This is a genomic window from Modestobacter sp. SYSU DS0657 (genome assembly GCF_054050925.1).
This window is the reverse complement of sequence record NZ_JBJHAG010000006.1, coordinates 48,018-63,435: the sequence shown is the minus strand read 5'-3', so window position 1 is coordinate 63,435 and position 15,418 is coordinate 48,018. Positions and strand designations below refer to the sequence as shown.

14 protein-coding genes and 1 pseudogene are annotated in these 15,418 nt (G+C 75.5%); 10 read left to right on the top strand and 5 right to left on the bottom strand.

Annotation, left to right across the window (positions count from 1 at the left end; translation table 11 throughout):
- Nucleotides 1–32 precede the first annotated feature (32 nt).
- Complete coding sequence (locus ACI79A_RS06060) at nucleotides 33–1,340, top strand: M48 family metallopeptidase (protein ID WP_457080994.1); 1,308 nt, start codon at nucleotides 33–35, stop codon at nucleotides 1,338–1,340.
- Entirely contained in the window at nucleotides 1,337–2,458 is a 1,122-nt protein-coding gene (locus ACI79A_RS06055) for a glycosyltransferase family 4 protein (RefSeq protein WP_457080992.1), read from the top strand. The genes ACI79A_RS06060 and ACI79A_RS06055 overlap by 4 nt, the downstream gene beginning before the upstream one ends.
- A 12-nt stretch (nucleotides 2,459–2,470) precedes the next feature.
- On the opposite strand, the gene ACI79A_RS06050 is transcribed toward ACI79A_RS06055, so the two are convergent.
- Complete coding sequence (locus ACI79A_RS06050) at nucleotides 2,471–4,264, bottom strand: AMP-dependent synthetase/ligase (protein ID WP_457080990.1); 1,794 nt, start codon at nucleotides 4,262–4,264, stop codon at nucleotides 2,471–2,473.
- Between the two features lie 178 nt (nucleotides 4,265–4,442).
- Here ACI79A_RS06050 and ACI79A_RS06045 point away from each other — a divergent pair, with 178 nt between their 5' ends.
- From ACI79A_RS06045 to ACI79A_RS06030, 4 genes are read left to right on the top strand one after another with little or no spacing between them, the layout of a single operon-like run.
- Nucleotides 4,443–4,874, top strand: coding sequence for an SRPBCC family protein (locus ACI79A_RS06045; protein WP_457080988.1), 432 nt, complete (start codon nucleotides 4,443–4,445; stop codon nucleotides 4,872–4,874).
- A gap of 1 nt (nucleotide 4,875) precedes the next feature.
- A complete protein-coding gene (locus tag ACI79A_RS06040; protein WP_457080986.1) occupies nucleotides 4,876–6,054 on the top strand; it encodes an ArsA family ATPase in 1,179 nt (392 codons plus the stop codon).
- Entirely contained in the window at nucleotides 6,051–6,482 is a 432-nt protein-coding gene (locus ACI79A_RS06035) for a hypothetical protein (protein ID WP_457080984.1), read from the top strand. Before ACI79A_RS06040 ends, ACI79A_RS06035 begins: the two co-directional genes overlap by 4 nt.
- Nucleotides 6,479–7,480: an ROK family protein gene (locus ACI79A_RS06030; RefSeq protein ID WP_457080982.1), complete on the top strand. Its 1,002-nt coding sequence runs from the start codon at nucleotides 6,479–6,481 to the stop codon at nucleotides 7,478–7,480. Before ACI79A_RS06035 ends, ACI79A_RS06030 begins: the two co-directional genes overlap by 4 nt.
- A gap of 12 nt (nucleotides 7,481–7,492) precedes the next feature.
- Here the strand turns inward: ACI79A_RS06030 and ACI79A_RS06025 are convergent, their stop codons facing one another.
- Both ACI79A_RS06025 and ACI79A_RS06020 read right to left on the bottom strand, forming a co-directional pair.
- Nucleotides 7,493–8,167 carry a hypothetical protein gene (locus tag ACI79A_RS06025; RefSeq protein WP_457080980.1) on the bottom strand — a complete coding sequence of 225 codons (675 nt, stop codon included), beginning with the start codon at nucleotides 8,165–8,167 and terminating at the stop codon, nucleotides 7,493–7,495.
- Nucleotides 8,164–8,928, bottom strand: a complete 765-nt coding sequence (locus ACI79A_RS06020; RefSeq protein ID WP_457080978.1) for an alpha/beta hydrolase — start codon at nucleotides 8,926–8,928, stop codon at nucleotides 8,164–8,166. Before ACI79A_RS06020 ends, ACI79A_RS06025 begins: the two co-directional genes overlap by 4 nt.
- Before the next feature lie 179 nt (nucleotides 8,929–9,107).
- Between ACI79A_RS06020 and ACI79A_RS06015 the strand changes: the two genes are divergently transcribed.
- On the top strand, nucleotides 9,108–9,890 hold the full coding sequence (locus tag ACI79A_RS06015; RefSeq protein WP_457080976.1) for a lysophospholipid acyltransferase family protein: 783 nt from the start codon (nucleotides 9,108–9,110) through the stop codon (nucleotides 9,888–9,890).
- Nucleotides 9,891–9,962: 72 nt separating this feature from the next.
- Nucleotides 9,963–10,076 (top strand): annotated as a pseudogene (locus ACI79A_RS06010) (hypothetical protein); the annotation flags it as partial.
- Nucleotides 10,077–10,111: 35 nt separating this feature from the next.
- Here ACI79A_RS06010 and ACI79A_RS06005 read toward each other — a convergent pair.
- On the bottom strand, nucleotides 10,112–12,001 hold the full coding sequence (locus ACI79A_RS06005; RefSeq protein ID WP_457080974.1) for a DUF222 domain-containing protein: 1,890 nt from the start codon (nucleotides 11,999–12,001) through the stop codon (nucleotides 10,112–10,114).
- A gap of 237 nt (nucleotides 12,002–12,238) precedes the next feature.
- Here ACI79A_RS06005 and ACI79A_RS06000 point away from each other — a divergent pair, with 237 nt between their 5' ends.
- A complete protein-coding gene (locus ACI79A_RS06000) occupies nucleotides 12,239–12,580 on the top strand; it encodes a RidA family protein (protein WP_457080972.1) in 342 nt (113 codons plus the stop codon).
- Between the two features lie 4 nt (nucleotides 12,581–12,584).
- The gene (locus tag ACI79A_RS05995; RefSeq protein WP_457080970.1) at nucleotides 12,585–13,076 is read left to right on the top strand and encodes a polyadenylate-specific 3'-exoribonuclease AS; all 492 of its coding nucleotides are present in this window, start codon (nucleotides 12,585–12,587) and stop codon (nucleotides 13,074–13,076) included.
- Nucleotides 13,077–13,207: 131 nt separating this feature from the next.
- On the opposite strand, the gene ACI79A_RS05990 is transcribed toward ACI79A_RS05995, so the two are convergent.
- Nucleotides 13,208–15,301 (bottom strand): methyl-accepting chemotaxis protein, encoded by a 2,094-nt coding sequence (locus ACI79A_RS05990; RefSeq protein ID WP_457080968.1) that lies wholly within the window; start codon nucleotides 15,299–15,301, stop codon nucleotides 13,208–13,210.
- Nucleotides 15,302–15,418: the final 117 nt, after the last annotated feature.

Genomic DNA, 15,418 nt, shown 5'->3' with positions numbered 1-15,418 from the left:
GTGTGCGCCCCGACCGTCCCGAGCCCGTCCGCGTGAGCACCTCGGCGCTCGTGCCCACCCCGGCCCGGTCCCGGCGGCTGGCGCTCGGCACGGCGGCGGTCCTGGGGGCCACGCTGGTCGTGGTGATCGTGGTGACCACCCCGTGGGAGGTGCTCGCCGCACCGCCCGGCGGCCGCACCCCCGTCGACCCCGCCGCGGCGTTCACGGCCGAGCAGATCGCCCGGGCCGAGGACTTCACCGGCGCGCTGCGGCCGGCGTCGCTGGTCTCCCTGCTGCTGGGGCTGGCCGTCTCCGCGGTGTTCGGCCTCACCCGCGCCGGCGCGGCCACCGCGCGTCGGTTGGCCCGCCCGATGGGTGGCGGCTGGGCCTGGCAGGTGCTCCTCGGCACGTTCGCGATCCTGCTCGTGGGACGGCTGGTGACCCTCCCGCTGTCGGCCTGGGGTGAGGTGGTGCGGCACCGCTACGGGCTCTCCACCCGGGGCTGGGGTCTGTGGGCCCGGGACGTCGCCGTCTCGACCGGCATCAACGCCGCCCTCACCGCGCTGGGGCTGCTGGCGGTGGTGGCCCTGGCCCGCCGGGCGCCGCGGACCTGGTGGGCCTGGGCGGGTGGGGGCGCGGCGGCGCTCGTCGTCGTCGGGTCGTTCCTCTACCCGATGGTGATCGAGCCGGCGTTCAACCGGTTCGAGCCGATGCCGGCGGGTCAGCTGCGCAGCGACCTGTTCGCGCTCGCCGAGCGCAGCGGCACCCCGGTCGAGGACGTGCTGGTGGCCGACGCCAGCCGCCGCACCACGGCGCTCAACGCCTACGTCTCCGGGTTCGGGTCCACGCGCCGGGTCGTCGTCTACGACACGGTGCTCGAGCGGCTCCCCGACGAGGAGATCGAGTCGATCGTGGCGCACGAGCTGGGGCACGTGGCCAACGACGACGTCCTCAGCGGCACGCTCATCGGCGCGCTGGGCGCCGGTGCCGGGGTCTCGCTGCTCGGGTGGCTGCTCGGTGCACCGCCGCTGCTGCGCCGGGCCGGGGCGCGGGGGCCGGGGGACGGCGCCGTCGTCGGCCTGCTGCTGTTCCTGGTCACGGTCGGGACGCTGGTCTCGACACCGGTGCAGAACCTGGTCTCCCGCCAGATCGAGGCACGGGCGGACCTGCACGCGCTGGACCTGACCGGTGACCCGGCCGCCTTCACCGCCATGCAGCGGCGGCTGGGGGAGGCCAACCTCAACGACCCGGACCCGCCGGCCGCCTGGCAGTGGTTCTACGGATCGCACCCCACGGTGCCGCAGCGGATCGCCTTCGCCGCCGACTGGGCCCGGCTGCACGGTGCCCCGGTGCCCCGGTGAACCGCACCCTGGTCGTCACCAACGACTTCCCGCCCCGGCAGGGCGGCATCCAGACGTTCGTGGCGGCGCTGCTGGCCACCCGCCCGCCGGAGTCGCTGGTCGTGCTCGCCTCCGACCACCCGGGATCGGCCGAGCACGACGCGCAGCTGCCCTACCCGGTGGTCCGAGCCGCCACCGGGATGCTGCTGCCGACCCCGGACGCCACCCGCACCGCCGCGCGCCTGGCGCAGGAGCACGGCTGCGACACCGTCTTCTTCGGGGCGGCGGCGCCGCTGGGCCTGATGGCCCCGGTGCTGCGCCGCTCCGGCGTGCGCCGGCTGGTCGGTGCCACCCACGGGCACGAGACCGGCTGGGTGGCGCTCCCGGCGGCCCGGCAGCTGGTGCAGCGGATCGCGTCGGGGCTGGACGAGCTGACCTACATCAGCGCCTACACCCACGACCGGCTCGCCCCGGCGCTCGGGGACCGGACGGTGCTCAGCCAGCTGTCCCCGGGGGTCGACGTCGACCTGTTCAGCCCCGACGCCGACGGCTCGGCCGTGCGCGAGCGGTACGGGCTGGGGAGCGCGCCGGTGGTCGTGTGCGTCTCCCGGCTGGTGCCGCGCAAGGGGCAGGACGTCCTCGTCGCGGGCTGGCCGCAGGTGCTCGCCCGGCACCCCGACGCCCGGCTGCTGCTGGTCGGGGGCGGCCCGCTGGAGCTGCGGCTGCGCCGGGCGGTCGCCGCCCGCGGCCTGGGCGGCTCGGTCGTGCTCACCGGCGGTGTGCCGGCCGGCGAACTGCCCGCCCACTACGCCGCCGGCGACGTCTTCGCCATGCCCTGCCGCACCCGCCGCGGCGGGCTGGACGTCGAGGGGCTGGGGATGGTGTTCCTCGAAGCCGCCGCCTGTGGCCGACCGGTGGTCGCCGGCACCTCCGGCGGCGCCCCGGAGACGGTCCGCGAGGGGGAGACGGGGCACGTGGTCGACCCGCGCTCGCCCACCGCCGTCGCCCGGGTGCTCGCCGACCTGCTCGACGACCCGGCCCGGGCCCGCGCCATGGGGGCCGCGGGCCGGGCCTGGGTCGAGCAGCGCTGGTCCTGGGCGACCATCGCCGGCACCTTCGCCCGGCTGTTGGAGGGCTGACGTGCGGGGCCGCTACGCGCGGTAGATCGCCTCGACCTCGGCGCCGAACTCCTTCATCACCACGCCGCGCTTGAGCTTCATGCTCGGCGTGAGGGTGCCGTTGGCCTCGGTGAAGTCCTCGGCGAGCACCCGGTACTTCTTGATCGCCTCGGCCTGCGACACGGCCTTGTTGGCCTCGGCGACCGCGGTGTCGAGCTCGGCCAGCAGGTCGGGGTCCTCGCGCAGCTCGGCGGCGGTGAGCGACTCGTCCCTGCCGCGGGCCTTCAGCCAGGCAGGCAGGGCCTCGGCGTCCAGGGTGACCAGCGCGGCGATGAACGGCCGCTGGTCGCCGACCACGATGCACTGGCTGACCAGCTTGTGCGCCCGCAGCCGGTCCTCCAGCACGGCCGGGGCGACGTTCTTGCCCCCGGCGGTCACCAGGATCTCCTTCTTGCGGCCGGTGATGCGCAGGAAGCCCTGCTCGTCGAGCTCGCCGAGGTCACCGGTGTGGAACCAGCCGTCGGCGTCGATCGCCTCGCGCGTGGCCTGCTCGTTGCGCCAGTAGCCCCGCATCACGATGCCGCCGCGCAGCAGCACCTCGCCGTCCTCGGCGATGGCCGCGTCGACGCCGGGCAGCGGACGGCCGACGGTGCCGATCCGGATCGCGGCGTCGTGGTTGACCGCCGCGGCCGCCGTCGTCTCGGTGAGCCCGTAGCCCTCGTAGATGGTCACGCCGAGCCCGCGGAAGAAGTGGCCCAGCCGCTCGCCGAGCGGGGCGCCACCGGAGACGGCGCCGGCGCAGCGACCGCCCAGGGCGGCGCGCAGCTTGCCGTAGACCAGCCGGTCGAACAGCGCGTGCTGCAGCCGCAGCGCCAGACCGGGGCCGCCGGTGTCCTGGGCGCGGGACCAGTCGACGGCGACCTGCGCGGCACGGTCGAAGATCTTGCCCTTGCCGTCGCCCTCGGCCTTGGCCTTCGCCCCGTTGTAGACCTTCTCGAACACCCGGGGGACGGCGAGCACGAACGTCGGCTGGAAGCGGCCGAGGTCGCCCACCAGGTCGGCGATGTCGGGGGTGTGCCCGATGACCGTGCGGGCGTCGATGGCGCCCACCTGCAGCACCCGGGCCAGCACGTGGGCCAGCGGGATGAACAGCAGCATCGAGCCGTCGGGGTTGATGAAGCGGTCCAGCAGGGTGATCCCGTTGCGGACCTCGAACAGGAAGTTGCCGTGGGTCAGCTCGCAGCCCTTGGGCCGCCCGGTGGTGCCGCTGGTGTAGATCAGCGTGGCCAGGCTGTCCGCGCCGAGGGTCCGCCGGCGGGCCGCCAGCTCCTCGTCGGGTACGTCGGCACCCGCGGTGGTCAGCTGGTCGAGTGCGCCGTCGTCGATGACCCACACCGGGCCCAGGTCCGGCGCCTCGCTGCGCACCGACTCGACGTCCTCGGCGTGCCGCGGGCTCTCCACGAAGATCCCCCGGGCACCGGAGTCGGTGAGGATCCAGGAGATCTGGTCGGGGCTCGACGTCTCGTACACCGGGACGACCACGGCGCCGGCGGTCCAGATGGCGTAGTCCAGGACGGTCCACTCGTACCGGGTGCGGGCCAGCAGGCCCACCCGGTCGCCGGGGCCGATCCCGCCGGCCACCAGGCCCTTGGCCACGCCGGCGACCTCGGCGGCGAACTGCGCCCAGGTCACGTCCCGCCACTCCCCGTCGACCTGCCGGCGCAGGCCGACGTCGTGCGGGTGCTCGGCCGCGTTGCGGGCGACCATGTCCGTCAGGGCGTCATCGGCCCCCACGGTGGCGGTGGGGGGAACGCTCAGCTCGCGCACGCCGGTCCTCTCTGCCCCGCCCGGGCGGGGGGCGCCGTCGCCTCCCGGACCCGGACGCTGGGTCGGGAGGTCAATCTAGTCGGGGGAGCCGCCGGGGGGCACGGCAACGACCCCCGGTCGGGGTGACCGGTCCGGTCAGGGCTCCGGGTGGTCACCGTCGGCGACTACCCTCCGGCGCATGGCCGACCAGTCCACCCAGTCGATCGTCGTCGACGCGCCCGCGGCCCAGGTGATGGCCGTGATCGCCGACTTCCCGTCGTACCCGCAGTGGGTGGACGCGGCCAAGACCGTCGAGGTGCTCGAGACCGGGCCCGACGGCCGCGCCCGCCGGGTGCACTTTGTCATCGACGCGGGCCCGGTCAGCGACGACTACGAGCTGGCCTACACCTGGGACGACGACCGGTCCGTGCACTGGACCCTGGTGCGCGGGCAGATGCAGAAGCAGCAGGACGGCTCCTACACCCTCGTCGAGACCGGCGGACGGACGACGGTCACCTACTCGATCACCATCGACCTGTCGATCCCGATGCTGGGGCTGATCAAGCGCCGGGCGGAGAAGGTCATCCTGGACACCGCGCTCAAGGAGCTCAAGAAGCGCGTCGAGGGCTGACGTGCAGATCCTCCTGGTCACCGGCCCCGGCGGAGCCGGCAGCTCCACCGTGGCCGCCGCCACGGCGCTCCGGCTGGCCGCCGCCGGCAGCCGCTGCCTGCTGCTGACCGACCGTGCACCGGGCACCCCCGGGCTGTCCGGTGCCGTGGACGTCGAGGTGGTCGCGGCCCAGCCCGCGCTGCAGCAGGTGTGGGGCCGGCACGTCGAGCAGCTGGCCGGTCTCCTGCCGATGCACGTGCTCCCGCCGGCGACGTCGGTCGTCCCGGTGCCGGGGGTGGGGCAGTTCGCCCTGCTCACGGCGCTCGCCGGGCACGCCGCCGCCGGCCGGTTCGACGTCGTGGTCGTCGACGCCGGACCGACCCCCGCCGCGCTCTCCCTGCTCGCCCTGCCCGGGGCGCTGCGCTGGTGGCTCGGCCAGCTGGCGCCGACCCGGCTCCGGGTGCTGGCCAGCCTCCGCACGGCGGCCGCTCCGGGGCGGCCGAACGGCGTGGCCGGGCTGCTGGCGGGTGCCGAGGGGCTCGACCAGCTCGCCGACCGCGTGCCGCTGGGCGACCCCGAGCGCACGGCCGTGCACCTGGTGCTGCGGCCGGACGCCACCGCCGCCGGCGAGCTGCAGTCGGCCGCCACCGCCCTGGGCGTGCTCGGGCAGCAGCTGGCGTCGGTGACGGCCGCCCGGCTGCTCCCAGCGACCGCCGGGGACTGGTGGGCCGAGCGCGCGGCTGCGCAGGCCGAGGCGGTCCGGGCGCTGACCGAGCTGGCCGGGGGCGTGCGCGAGGTCGCCGAGGCCGCCGTCGCGCCCCGGACGCCGGCCGAGCTGGCCGCGCTCGACGCCGCCGTGCCGCCGCCACCGGCGGCCGCCCAGCCACCACCGGGGGTGCCGCGCACCAGCCGGTCGGCGGCGGGGGAGTGGCTGCTGGAGCTGACGCTGCCCTTCGCCCGGCGGGGGGAGGTCGAGCTCACCCGGTGGGCGGACGACCTGGTCGTCACCGCGGCCGGTGTGCGACGGTCCTTCCCGCTGGACCCGCTGCTGCGCCGGTGCACCGTCTCCGGTGGGGCGCTCGACGACGCCGGCACCCCGCGGGCCACCCTCGCGGTGCGCTTCACCCCGGACCCCGCCCAGTGGCCCGCCGGCCTGCTGCCCACCGATCCCCTCCCCACCGATCCGCAGGAGACACCGTGACCACCCCGGCACCGGACTGGATGGAGCAGGCCCGGCGCCTGGTCACCGGCCTGGCGGCCGAGCACCCCGCAGCCGGTGGCCTGGCCGGTGCCCTCGGCGGGCTGCTCGGGAGTGCTCCGGCCGGGACGGCGCACCGGGACGACGCGACCGCCGACGGGGACTGCCGCTGGTGCCCGCTGTGCACCGGCCTGGCCGCGCTGCGCGGCCGTCGTCCGGACCTCGTCGAGGGGCTCGCCGACGTGCTCGTCGCGGCGGCCGAGACGCTCCGCGCGCACGCCGGCACGCCCCGCGGAGACGAGGAGGCGGCTCCGGACGCCACCACCCGCGACGACGGCGCCGGGAACCCGGGCGTCCCTTCCCCGACCGAGGAGCCCGTGTCCCACCCGGACCCCCGCACCGCCCGCGTCCAGCGGATCGACGTCGCGTGACCGCGGCCGACCCGACCCCGTCCGCCGCCGAGCTGCCCGCGCTGGGCATCGACATCGGCGGCACCAAGGTCGCCGGCGGCGTCGTCGCCGCGGACGGCACCATCCTCGACACCGCCCGCCGGGCCACGCCGGGCAAGTCGGTGGCGGCCACCGAGGACGCGATCGCCGCGGTCGTCGACGAGCTGGCGGAGCGTCACGGCGGGCCGCTGGTCGGCGTCGGCGTGGGCGCGGCCGGCTGGTTCGACCGCACCGGGGACACCGTGCTGTTCAGCCCGCACCTGGCCTGGCGCAACCAGTCGCTGCGCAAGGACCTCGGGGTGCGGTTGCAGCGCCCGCTGTGGGTGGGCAACGACGCCGATGCCGCCGCCTGGGCCGAGTACCGCTACGGCGCCGCCCGCGGCAGCGACCTGGTCCTGATGATCACGCTGGGCACCGGCATCGGCGGTGGGCTGGTCGTCGACGGCCGCCTGCAGCGCGGGGCGCACGGGGTGGCCGGCGAGTGGGGTCACATGCGTGTGGTGCCCGACGGCCGGCTGTGCGCCTGCGGCAACCGGGGCTGCTGGGAGCAGTACGCCAGCGGCAACGCACTGGGGCACACCGCCCGGGAGGTCGCGCAGAACTCACCGGCGGCCGCCGCCACGCTGATCGACCGGGTCGGCGGTGACCTGGAGCGGATCACCGGCGAGGTCGTGGCGCAGGCCGCGGCCGACGGCGATCCGCTGGCCGGGGAGCTGCTCGCGGAGGTCGGGTCCTGGCTCGGGCAGGGCATCGCCGACCTCTCCGCCGTCCTCGATCCCGAGGTCGTGGTGATCGGCGGCGGGGTCAGCGTGCTCGGCGAGACGGTGCTCGGGCCGGCCCGGCAGCGGCTGGAGCGGGCACTGCCCGGACGCGGGTTCCGCCCCGGCCCGCGGGTGGTCGCCGCCGAGCTGGGCGCGCAGGCGGGGCTGGTCGGCGCCGCCGACCTGGTGCGTCGGGCCGTCGCCGAAGGCGCCGCCTGAGGAAGCCCCTCCTCAGACCACCGCGCCGTCATCGCCGTCGTCGGACCGGTCCCGCATCCGGGAGACGAGGATCCCGACGCCACCCACCAGGGCGGCGACCCCGAGCACCAGCCCGGTCTCCGTGGTCAGGCCCAGCCGGCCGGGGAGGATCACCAGCACCGCGCCGACCGCGATGAGCAGCATGGCCGTCAGCGAGGCCGGCGCCAGGACCGGCAACGGCGGTGGCGGCGGCGGCTCGTAGTGCTCCTCCGGCAGGTCGAGCACGGAGACCTCGGCGGGCGGGGGTGGGGGGTCGTCGCGTGGCTCCTCGTCGACGACGGTGCGGCCGTGCTCGGCCTCGAACGCGGCGACGATCCGGGCGAACTCGGCGTCGTCGTCGGTGGCGGGACCGGGGTGGCGGGCCGGCTCGGTCGTCGGCTCACCCGCGTGCTGCTCGACGACGGCCTGCGCCTCGGCGCTCCGGGCGCGGTCCACGAACAGCCGGTCCGAGGGCGGGCTGGGCAGGTGGACGTTGCGGGTGTAGGGGGCGACGTCGGTGGCCGGCTCCAGGTAGGCGGCGATGCCGGCGGCGGCGAGGACGTCGAGCAGGTGCTCGCCCACCCGCGGGTCCACGTCGCGCAGTGGGCGCCAGAGCGGGGCGTCCAGGCCGTTGTCCCGGCGGCCGCGCCCGCGGCGGGGGAGCGTCACGGCGCCGGCTCCGGGGTGCTGGCCGACGGCACCCGCTCGCGGATCCACTCGACGGAGCGGGCGAACAGCGCGGGTGCGTCGTTGTCCAGGGTGGCCACGTGCCAGCTGTCGTGCAGCAGCACCTCCGTGGCGTCGGTGCTGCCCACCCCGGCGAGCAGCACCCGGGTGGAGGCCGGCTCGACCACGTGGTCGGTGACGCTGCGGAAGACCAGCAGAGGCGCGCGGACGGCGGCCAGCTCGGCGCGGGTCGCCTGCCAGAGCCGCCGCAGCGCGAGGGCCGCCCGGGTCGGCAGCCGGGGGTAGGCGAGCTCCGTGCAGCCGGGCTTCTTGATGTCGCCGGCGATCGGCGCCCAGACGGGAGTCACCCGGGCCAGCAGCGGCAGCAGCTTCGCCTCACGCCGTTCGGTCAGCAGCGAGGGGTTCACCAGCACCAGCGCGGCGACGTCGTCGGGACGGCGCTCGGCCAGGCGCAGCGCCAGCGTCCCGCCCATCGACAGCCCGGCGACCACCACGGCCGAGCACCGGGCGGCCAGCTCGTCGAGCGCGTCGGACAGCGCGCCGTACCAGTCGTCCTCGGTGGTCGTGTTGGCGTCCTGCCAGCGCGTGCCGTGCCCGGGCAGCAGCGGGCAGCTGACGGTGAAGCCCGCGGCGGCCAGGTGCTCGCCCCAGGCGCGCAGGCTCTGCGGGGTGGAGGTGAAGCCGTGGCACAGCAGCACCCCGACCGGTCCGCCGGGCAGCAAGAACGGGTCGGCCCCGGTCATCCGGGGAGCGGAGGTCGGGGGGAGAGCCTGGCGCATCGGACCTCCGGGAGGGCAGCGGGCGGCAGTGGCCGGTGCAGGTGGGGCGGGGGAGTGCGGTTGGGACGGGGAGTGCGTGGCGGGACGCCGATTGTCGCGGAGCTGGGCGCTTCCCTAGTCTGACAGCCGCTGAGGGAGGCGCGTTGTTCTACTGGTTCCTCAAGTTCGTGGCCGTCGGGCCACTGGTGCGCCTGGTGTTCCGGTGGCACCCGGTCGGCACCGAGCACGTGCCGCGGACCGGTGCGGCCATCCTGGCCAGCAACCACCTGGCGGCGGCTGACTGGATCTTCATGCCGTTGTCGGTCCGCCGGCGGGTCACCTTCCTGGCGAAGGCGGAGTACTTCACCGCCACCGGCGCCAAGGGCTGGGCGCAGCGGGTGTTCTTCGGCGGCACCGGCCAGGTGCCCATCGACCGCACCGACGCCTCCGCGGCCGAGAACGCGATCCGGACCGGCATCCGGATCCTGAACGAGGGAAAGCTGCTGGGGATCTACCCGGAGGGCACCCGGTCACCGGACGGCCGGCTGTTCCGCGGCAAGACCGGGGTCGCGCGGATGACCCTGGAGACCGGTGCGCCGGTGATCCCGGTGGCGATGACCTACACCCCGCGTGACCTGCCGCTCCCCGGTGCGCTCGGCCGGAAGGTCAACCGCGCGTTCGTCCGGGTGGGAGTGCGGTTCGGTGAGCCGCTGGACTTCTCCCGCTACGCCGGTCTCTCCGGAGACCGCTTCGTCGAGCGCTCGATCACCGACGAGATCATGTACGAGATCATGGAGCTCTCCGGCCAGGAGTACGTCGACCTGTACGGGGCCAAGGTCAAGAAGTCGATGGACTCCACCGGCGCCAGTGCCCGAGAGGTGGTCGGCCGCCTGCAGCCGCCGCCGAGCGAGGCCGCCGACCGCCTGCCCAGCTCACTGGCCGGCTGACCGCTCGCCGGTCCTCGCGTTGACGGCCGGCTGACCGGGGCGGGTGGGGCGGCACCCAGGGGAGGGGGACGGATGTTCGCGGTGGTCTACCGGTGGCGGTTGCGGCCGGGCAGCGAGGAGCAGTTCCGCGACGGGTGGGAGCGGGTGACCCGGGCGATCCACGCCGGCTGCGGCAGCTACGGCTCGCGACTGCACCGGGCGGACGACGGCACGTGGGTGGCCTACGCCCGCTGGCCCGATGCAGCCACCCGCGAGCGCTGTGCCTTCGACGAGCCCGAGGGAGCACGGCTGATGGCGGACGGGGTGGCCGAGCGGTTCCCCGAGCTGACCCTGGAGCTGGTGAGCGATCTGCTCGCGGAGCCGACGGAGCCGACGGAACCCTCAGCCCGGCACCTGGTGGGGGATCGGGAGCCGGGCTGAGGGTCCGTCGTGTGCGGCCCGGGGGCAGGGGGCCGCAGGTCAGAAGGCGGTGGCTCGTCGGGTGGGTCGGGTGCTCGCTCGCGGGGTGGTGGCTCGTCGCGTGGTGGGCGACTGCGCGGTGGACCCGGCTGGTCGACGTCCGGGGGTGGCAGGTCGTCGTCGGCGCCGAAGCGCGGTGGGTGGGTGACCAGCACCTGGCCGGTGGGGGTCGTCCACTCCAGCCCGCCGTCGGGGAGCCCGCGCAGCTGCCAGCCGGCTGCCTGGTGGCTCAGCCGGTGGTGGTGCCGGCACAGGCAGCACAGGTTGTCGTGCGCCGTGGGACCGAACGGGAAGGGCACCGTGTGGTCGAGGTCGCACCGGATCGGCCGCTTGCGGCAGCCGGGGAACCGGCAGCGGCGGTCGCGCAGCCGGACGAACCGGTCGAGCGCCCTGCCGGGGCAGTAGCCCGGGCTCTCCGGCGGTGGCCCGAGGGCGCGACCCGCCCGTAGCTCGGCGGCGTCGGTGAGCGCGAGAAGCTGCCCGGTGAGCTCGTCGACCAGGGCGATCCCCGGCCGGGCGGCCAGCGCGGTGCCGGCGACCGTGCGAGTGCCGAGCAGCTCGGCCAGCCCGGCACCGGCGACCGGGTCAGCGACGTCCGGCGGGGTGCCGGGGGAGTCGAGAGCCGCGGCACCGGTGCCGGGCATCAGCCCGAGGGCCTGCGCGAGCCGGCGGACCATCTCTGCCGGCACCAGGTCGCCGTCGACCTCACCCGGCTCGTCGTCCGTGCCGAGCAGCGTTCCCGCCCCGGCGACCACGGTGAGCTGTGCCTGTACCGGCGGCAGGCCGTGCTCGCCGGGGCGGAGCACCAGGTCGACCAGGCAGTCGGCCATCCGCTGGGCGCGGGTGCGCTCGTCACCGGGGACGGCGGCCGCGTCGGCGTACTGCTCCAGGGCGTTCTGCACGGCCCGCAGGACCGGGAGCGGCAGGGTGGCCGACAGGGTGCCCATGCCGTCGGCGCCGGGGTGGACGGCGACGTGCCGGTCGCGGATGGCCGCGGCGATCCGGCGCGCCACCGCCGCCGCGTCGAGCCGCGCCACCACCCGGTGGGCTGCCACCCGCAGCTGCGCCGGCGTCTTGCTCCCGAGCCGACCGAGGAGCCGCTCCTCGGCGGTGGCCCGGACCTCCTCGTCGAGCGGCGCCACCAGCTCGCTCATCACCCGGGCGTGGTCCCAGGTGAGGTCGCCGCGCTCGAGGGCGCGCAGGGTGCCGGGCAGCCGTTCGACCAGCTGCAGCGACTGGACGACCAGCCGGGTGGCCGCGCCCTCGGTCAGGGACAGCGCCACCGCCACCTCGTCGACGGCCCACTCGCTCACCGCGGCCAGCGCCGACGGCCGGGCCGCCCGGGTCGCGGCCGCCGCCGCGCCGATCTCGTTCTCCGGTCGGTCCAGCGACGAGGGGCGGGACCGGCAGAACGCGGCGATCGCGCGCGCCCGGCGGGCCTCGTGCGCACCGATGGCTGCCTGTGCGGCGCGCACCCCGGCGAGGTGGTGGCCACCTGCCTCGAAGGACGCGCTGAGCCGCCCGGCGGCGGTCTGCCACCGAGGTGTCTCGCCGCCCAGGGCCTCGGCGCGCCAGCGCTCGGTCAGCTCGTCCATCGCCGCGCGCAGCTCCGCGTCCCCGAAGGGCGCGGGCTGGGCGGTCTGTTCGAACACATGTACGAGGATATCGGGACGCCGGTGGTCTGACCAGTCGGAACGGGGACCTGTGGACGACGGGCGGAACAGCTGGACGGGAGGTCCACCGGATGTCCTGGACGGGCCCCGGCGCCCGAGGGGCGGGCCGGCACCACGGACCGATCATGAGCGGGTGACCGCAGGGATCGAGCTCGTCCGCCTGCCCGACCTCGCCGCCGTCCCGTACGCGTACGCGGCCGTGACCGACCCGGCCGCATGGTCGTGACCGCGGGCGCCTGCCCGCTCGACGCCGACGGGGGCGTCGTCGCCGGTCAGGCCCGCCAGGTGATGGCCAACCTGGGCGCCGCGCTGCAGGCGGCGGGCGCCGCGCTGACCGACGTCCTCAAGACGACCGTCAACGTGTCCACCACCGACCGCGCCGACCTCGACCTGGCGTGGGACGTCGTCCGTCGGCCCTTCGGCGAGCACGACGTACCGAGCACGCTCGTCGGGGTGACCGTGCTCGGGTACCCGGGCCAGCTGGTCGAGGTCGAGGCCCTGGCGGTGCGGGACAGCCGGCGGGAGCCGGGCCCGCCGGACGGCGTCCCTCTACCGTGACGGCGTGAGCGTGCGCCGGTACTTCTACGACACCGAGTTCATCGAGGACGGGACCACGATCGACCTGGTGTCGATCGGCGTGGTCGACGAGACCGGTCGCGAGTTCTACGCGGTCAGCACCGAGTTCGACCCCGACCGGGCCGTCCCCTGGGTTCGCCGCAACGTGCTCGACCAGCTCCCGCCGCCGGCCGACAAGGCGTGGCGCACGCGGGAGCGGATCCGCGACGACCTGCTGTCCTTCCTCACCGCGCCGGGGGAGGAGATCGAGCTGTGGGCCTGGTTCGCCGCCTACGACCACGTGGCGCTGTGCCAGCTGTGGGGGGCGATGCCCGCCCTGCCCCGGCCGATCCCGCGGTTCACCCGCGAGCTCCGGCAGCGGTGGGACGACGCGGGGAGGCCCGCGCTCCCGCCGAAGCCCGCGGGCACCCACGACGCCCTCGTCGACGCCCGCTACAACCTGACCCGCTGGCGTGCCATCGAGGCCGCGGCTCGGTGACGGTCGGCCCGGGTGGGGGTCGGCGACCGCGCTGGTCGCTGCACGTGCCCGGGAACGCGACCGGGGCCGCCGGCAGCTGATCGCTGCCGACGGCCCCCGTGGCCCCGTCGTGAGAAGGACGGGGTCCTTCGTCAGACGGTGAACACGTTGATCAGCCGGGTCAGCTCGCCGGAGAGCTGGTCCAGCTCGCGCGCCGACGCGCGCGCGGTCTCCACGTCGGCCGCGGTCCGGTCGACGTCCGAGGCCACCTCGGTCATCACGTCGGTCACCGAGCCCGCGCCGTCGGCCACCGACGAGACGCTGCGGGACAGCTCGTTGGTGACCGCCGTCTGCTCCTCGACCGCGCTGGCGATCGTGGTCTGGTGGTCGTTCATCTCCCGGATGACCCCGACGATCTGGCTGATCGAGCCCACCGCGGCGCTGGTGTCGGCCTGGATCGACTGCACCCGCTGGTGGATCTCCTCGCTGGCCCGAGACGCCTCCTGGGCCAGCTCCTTGACCTCGGTGGCGACGACGGCGAAGCCCTTGCCGGCCTCCCCGGCGCGAGCCGCCTCGATGGTGGCGTTGAGCGCGAGCAGGTTGGTCTGCTCGGCGACGGCGGAGATCACCTTCACCACGTCGCTGATCTCGGCCGAGCTGGTGCCCAGTGCCGCGATCGCGGTCTCGGTGTTGGCGGCGAGCTCGACGGCGCCCTGACCGACGTGGCTGGCCTCGCTGGCGCTGCGGGCGATCTCGCGGATCGCCGACCCCATCTGCTCCGCGCCCGCCGCGGCGGAGGTGACCCCCGAGCTGATGTCGGCCGCCGCCTGGGAGGCGTTGCGGGCCTGGTCGCGGTTGCGGGTGGCCCGCTCGCCGAGCCCGTCGGCCACCCGGGCCACCCCGGAGGCGGAGATCGCCAGCGACCCGGCGCAGTTGCCGATGTCGCGGATGGTGCCGGCCACCTTGTCCACGAACCGGTTGAACGCCTTGGCCAGCTCGCCGACCTCGTCGGGGGTGGAGTCGTCGACCCGCTGCGTCAGGTCGCCCTCGCCGTCGGCGATCTCGACCATGCGCCGGTGCAGCGCGTGCAGCGGCTCGGTGAGCCGGCGGCCGAGCCACAGTGCCAGCGCGGCGCCGGCGAGCGCCACCACGATCGCGGCGACCACCATCCCGGTCACCATCGACGACCGGCCGTCCTCCAGGCGCTCCATCGGCCCGGCGAAGTCGCTGTCCTGCGCGTCGACGACGAGCACCCAGTCCCAGGGCTGGTAGTAGGCGACCTGCACGGTGTGCGACCCGGTCTCGGCGTCCCGGTAGCGGACGGTCGCCTGCTCACCGGGCTGCAGCGTCACCGCCTCGGCCACCAGCTCCTGCACGTAGGTCCGGCCGTCGGCGTCGGTCGCCTCCATCAGGGAGGTGCCGTCGGCGCTGCCGTCCGCGCTGACCAGCACGGTGCCGGCGCGGTCGCCGGTGCCGCCGAGCACCCACAGGGTGCCGTTCTCCCCGGCGGTGGTCTTCTGCAGGCTCTCCCGCAGCGCGGGCAGGTTCTCCTGCTTCACGCCCACGTACATCATGCCGATCACCTCGCCGGCGGGGTCGAACATCGGCTGGTAGGCGGTCACGTACCAGGAGTCGACGACGTAGGCAGTCCCCCGGTAGGTCTGGCCCGCCAGCACCGCGGAGATGACCGGGCTGGGGGCCCCACCGGCGCCGACCGCAGGGATGTAGGTGCCGATCGCCCGGCTGCCGGTGGCGCCGACCACGTTGGTGGCCACCCGCAGCATGTCGCCGGCGGGGTTGATCCGCTGGAAGATCGTCGCGGTGCCGCCGACCAGCGCCTGCACCTGGTCGACCACCGGGGTGGGGACGTTGACGTCGGCGTTCTGGCCGAGCCACTGGCCACCGATCTCGACGCGGGGAAGCGCGACGGGGGTGACCTCGTTGGTGACCTGGTTCTTGGCGTCCCACGCCACCATCTCGCGCGGGCCGCTCCCCAGGGAGAGCCCGCCGGACTGCTGCAGCACGTAGCCCGCCACCTGCAGGTCGCTGTCGACCTTGGCGCTGGTCGACTCGCCCTGGGTGGAGACGACGTCGTAGACGCCGTCGGTGATCCGGCTCAGGCTGTCGTCGACCAGCCGGCCGACGTCTTCCTTCGCGTCGTCGGCGAAGGAGCTGCTCTGCCAGCTGCTCACCCCCACCATGGCCGCGCCGGTGACCGCGATGCTGGCTACTGCCAGCGCGACCACCTTCGTCCTGATGCCCCTGCGCACGTTGCCCCCTGGCCCGCTTCCCCGGGCGGGGTGGATCCCGCCTCACCAGGTGCATCGGCAGGCGTGATGATCTTCGGCACCCGAGACGGGGTC

What these genes read in the sequence shown, in the direction of transcription:
- ACI79A_RS06020 (WP_457080978.1), bottom strand. Translation starts at nt 8,928, where the DNA reads ATGACCGGGGCCGACCCGTTCTTGCTGCCCGGCGGACCGGTCGGGGTG.
- ACI79A_RS06000 (WP_457080972.1), top strand. Translation starts at nt 12,239, where the DNA reads ATGGTCGTGACCGCGGGCGCCTGCCCGCTCGACGCCGACGGGGGCGTC.
- ACI79A_RS06045 (WP_457080988.1), top strand. Translation starts at nt 4,443, where the DNA reads ATGGCCGACCAGTCCACCCAGTCGATCGTCGTCGACGCGCCCGCGGCC.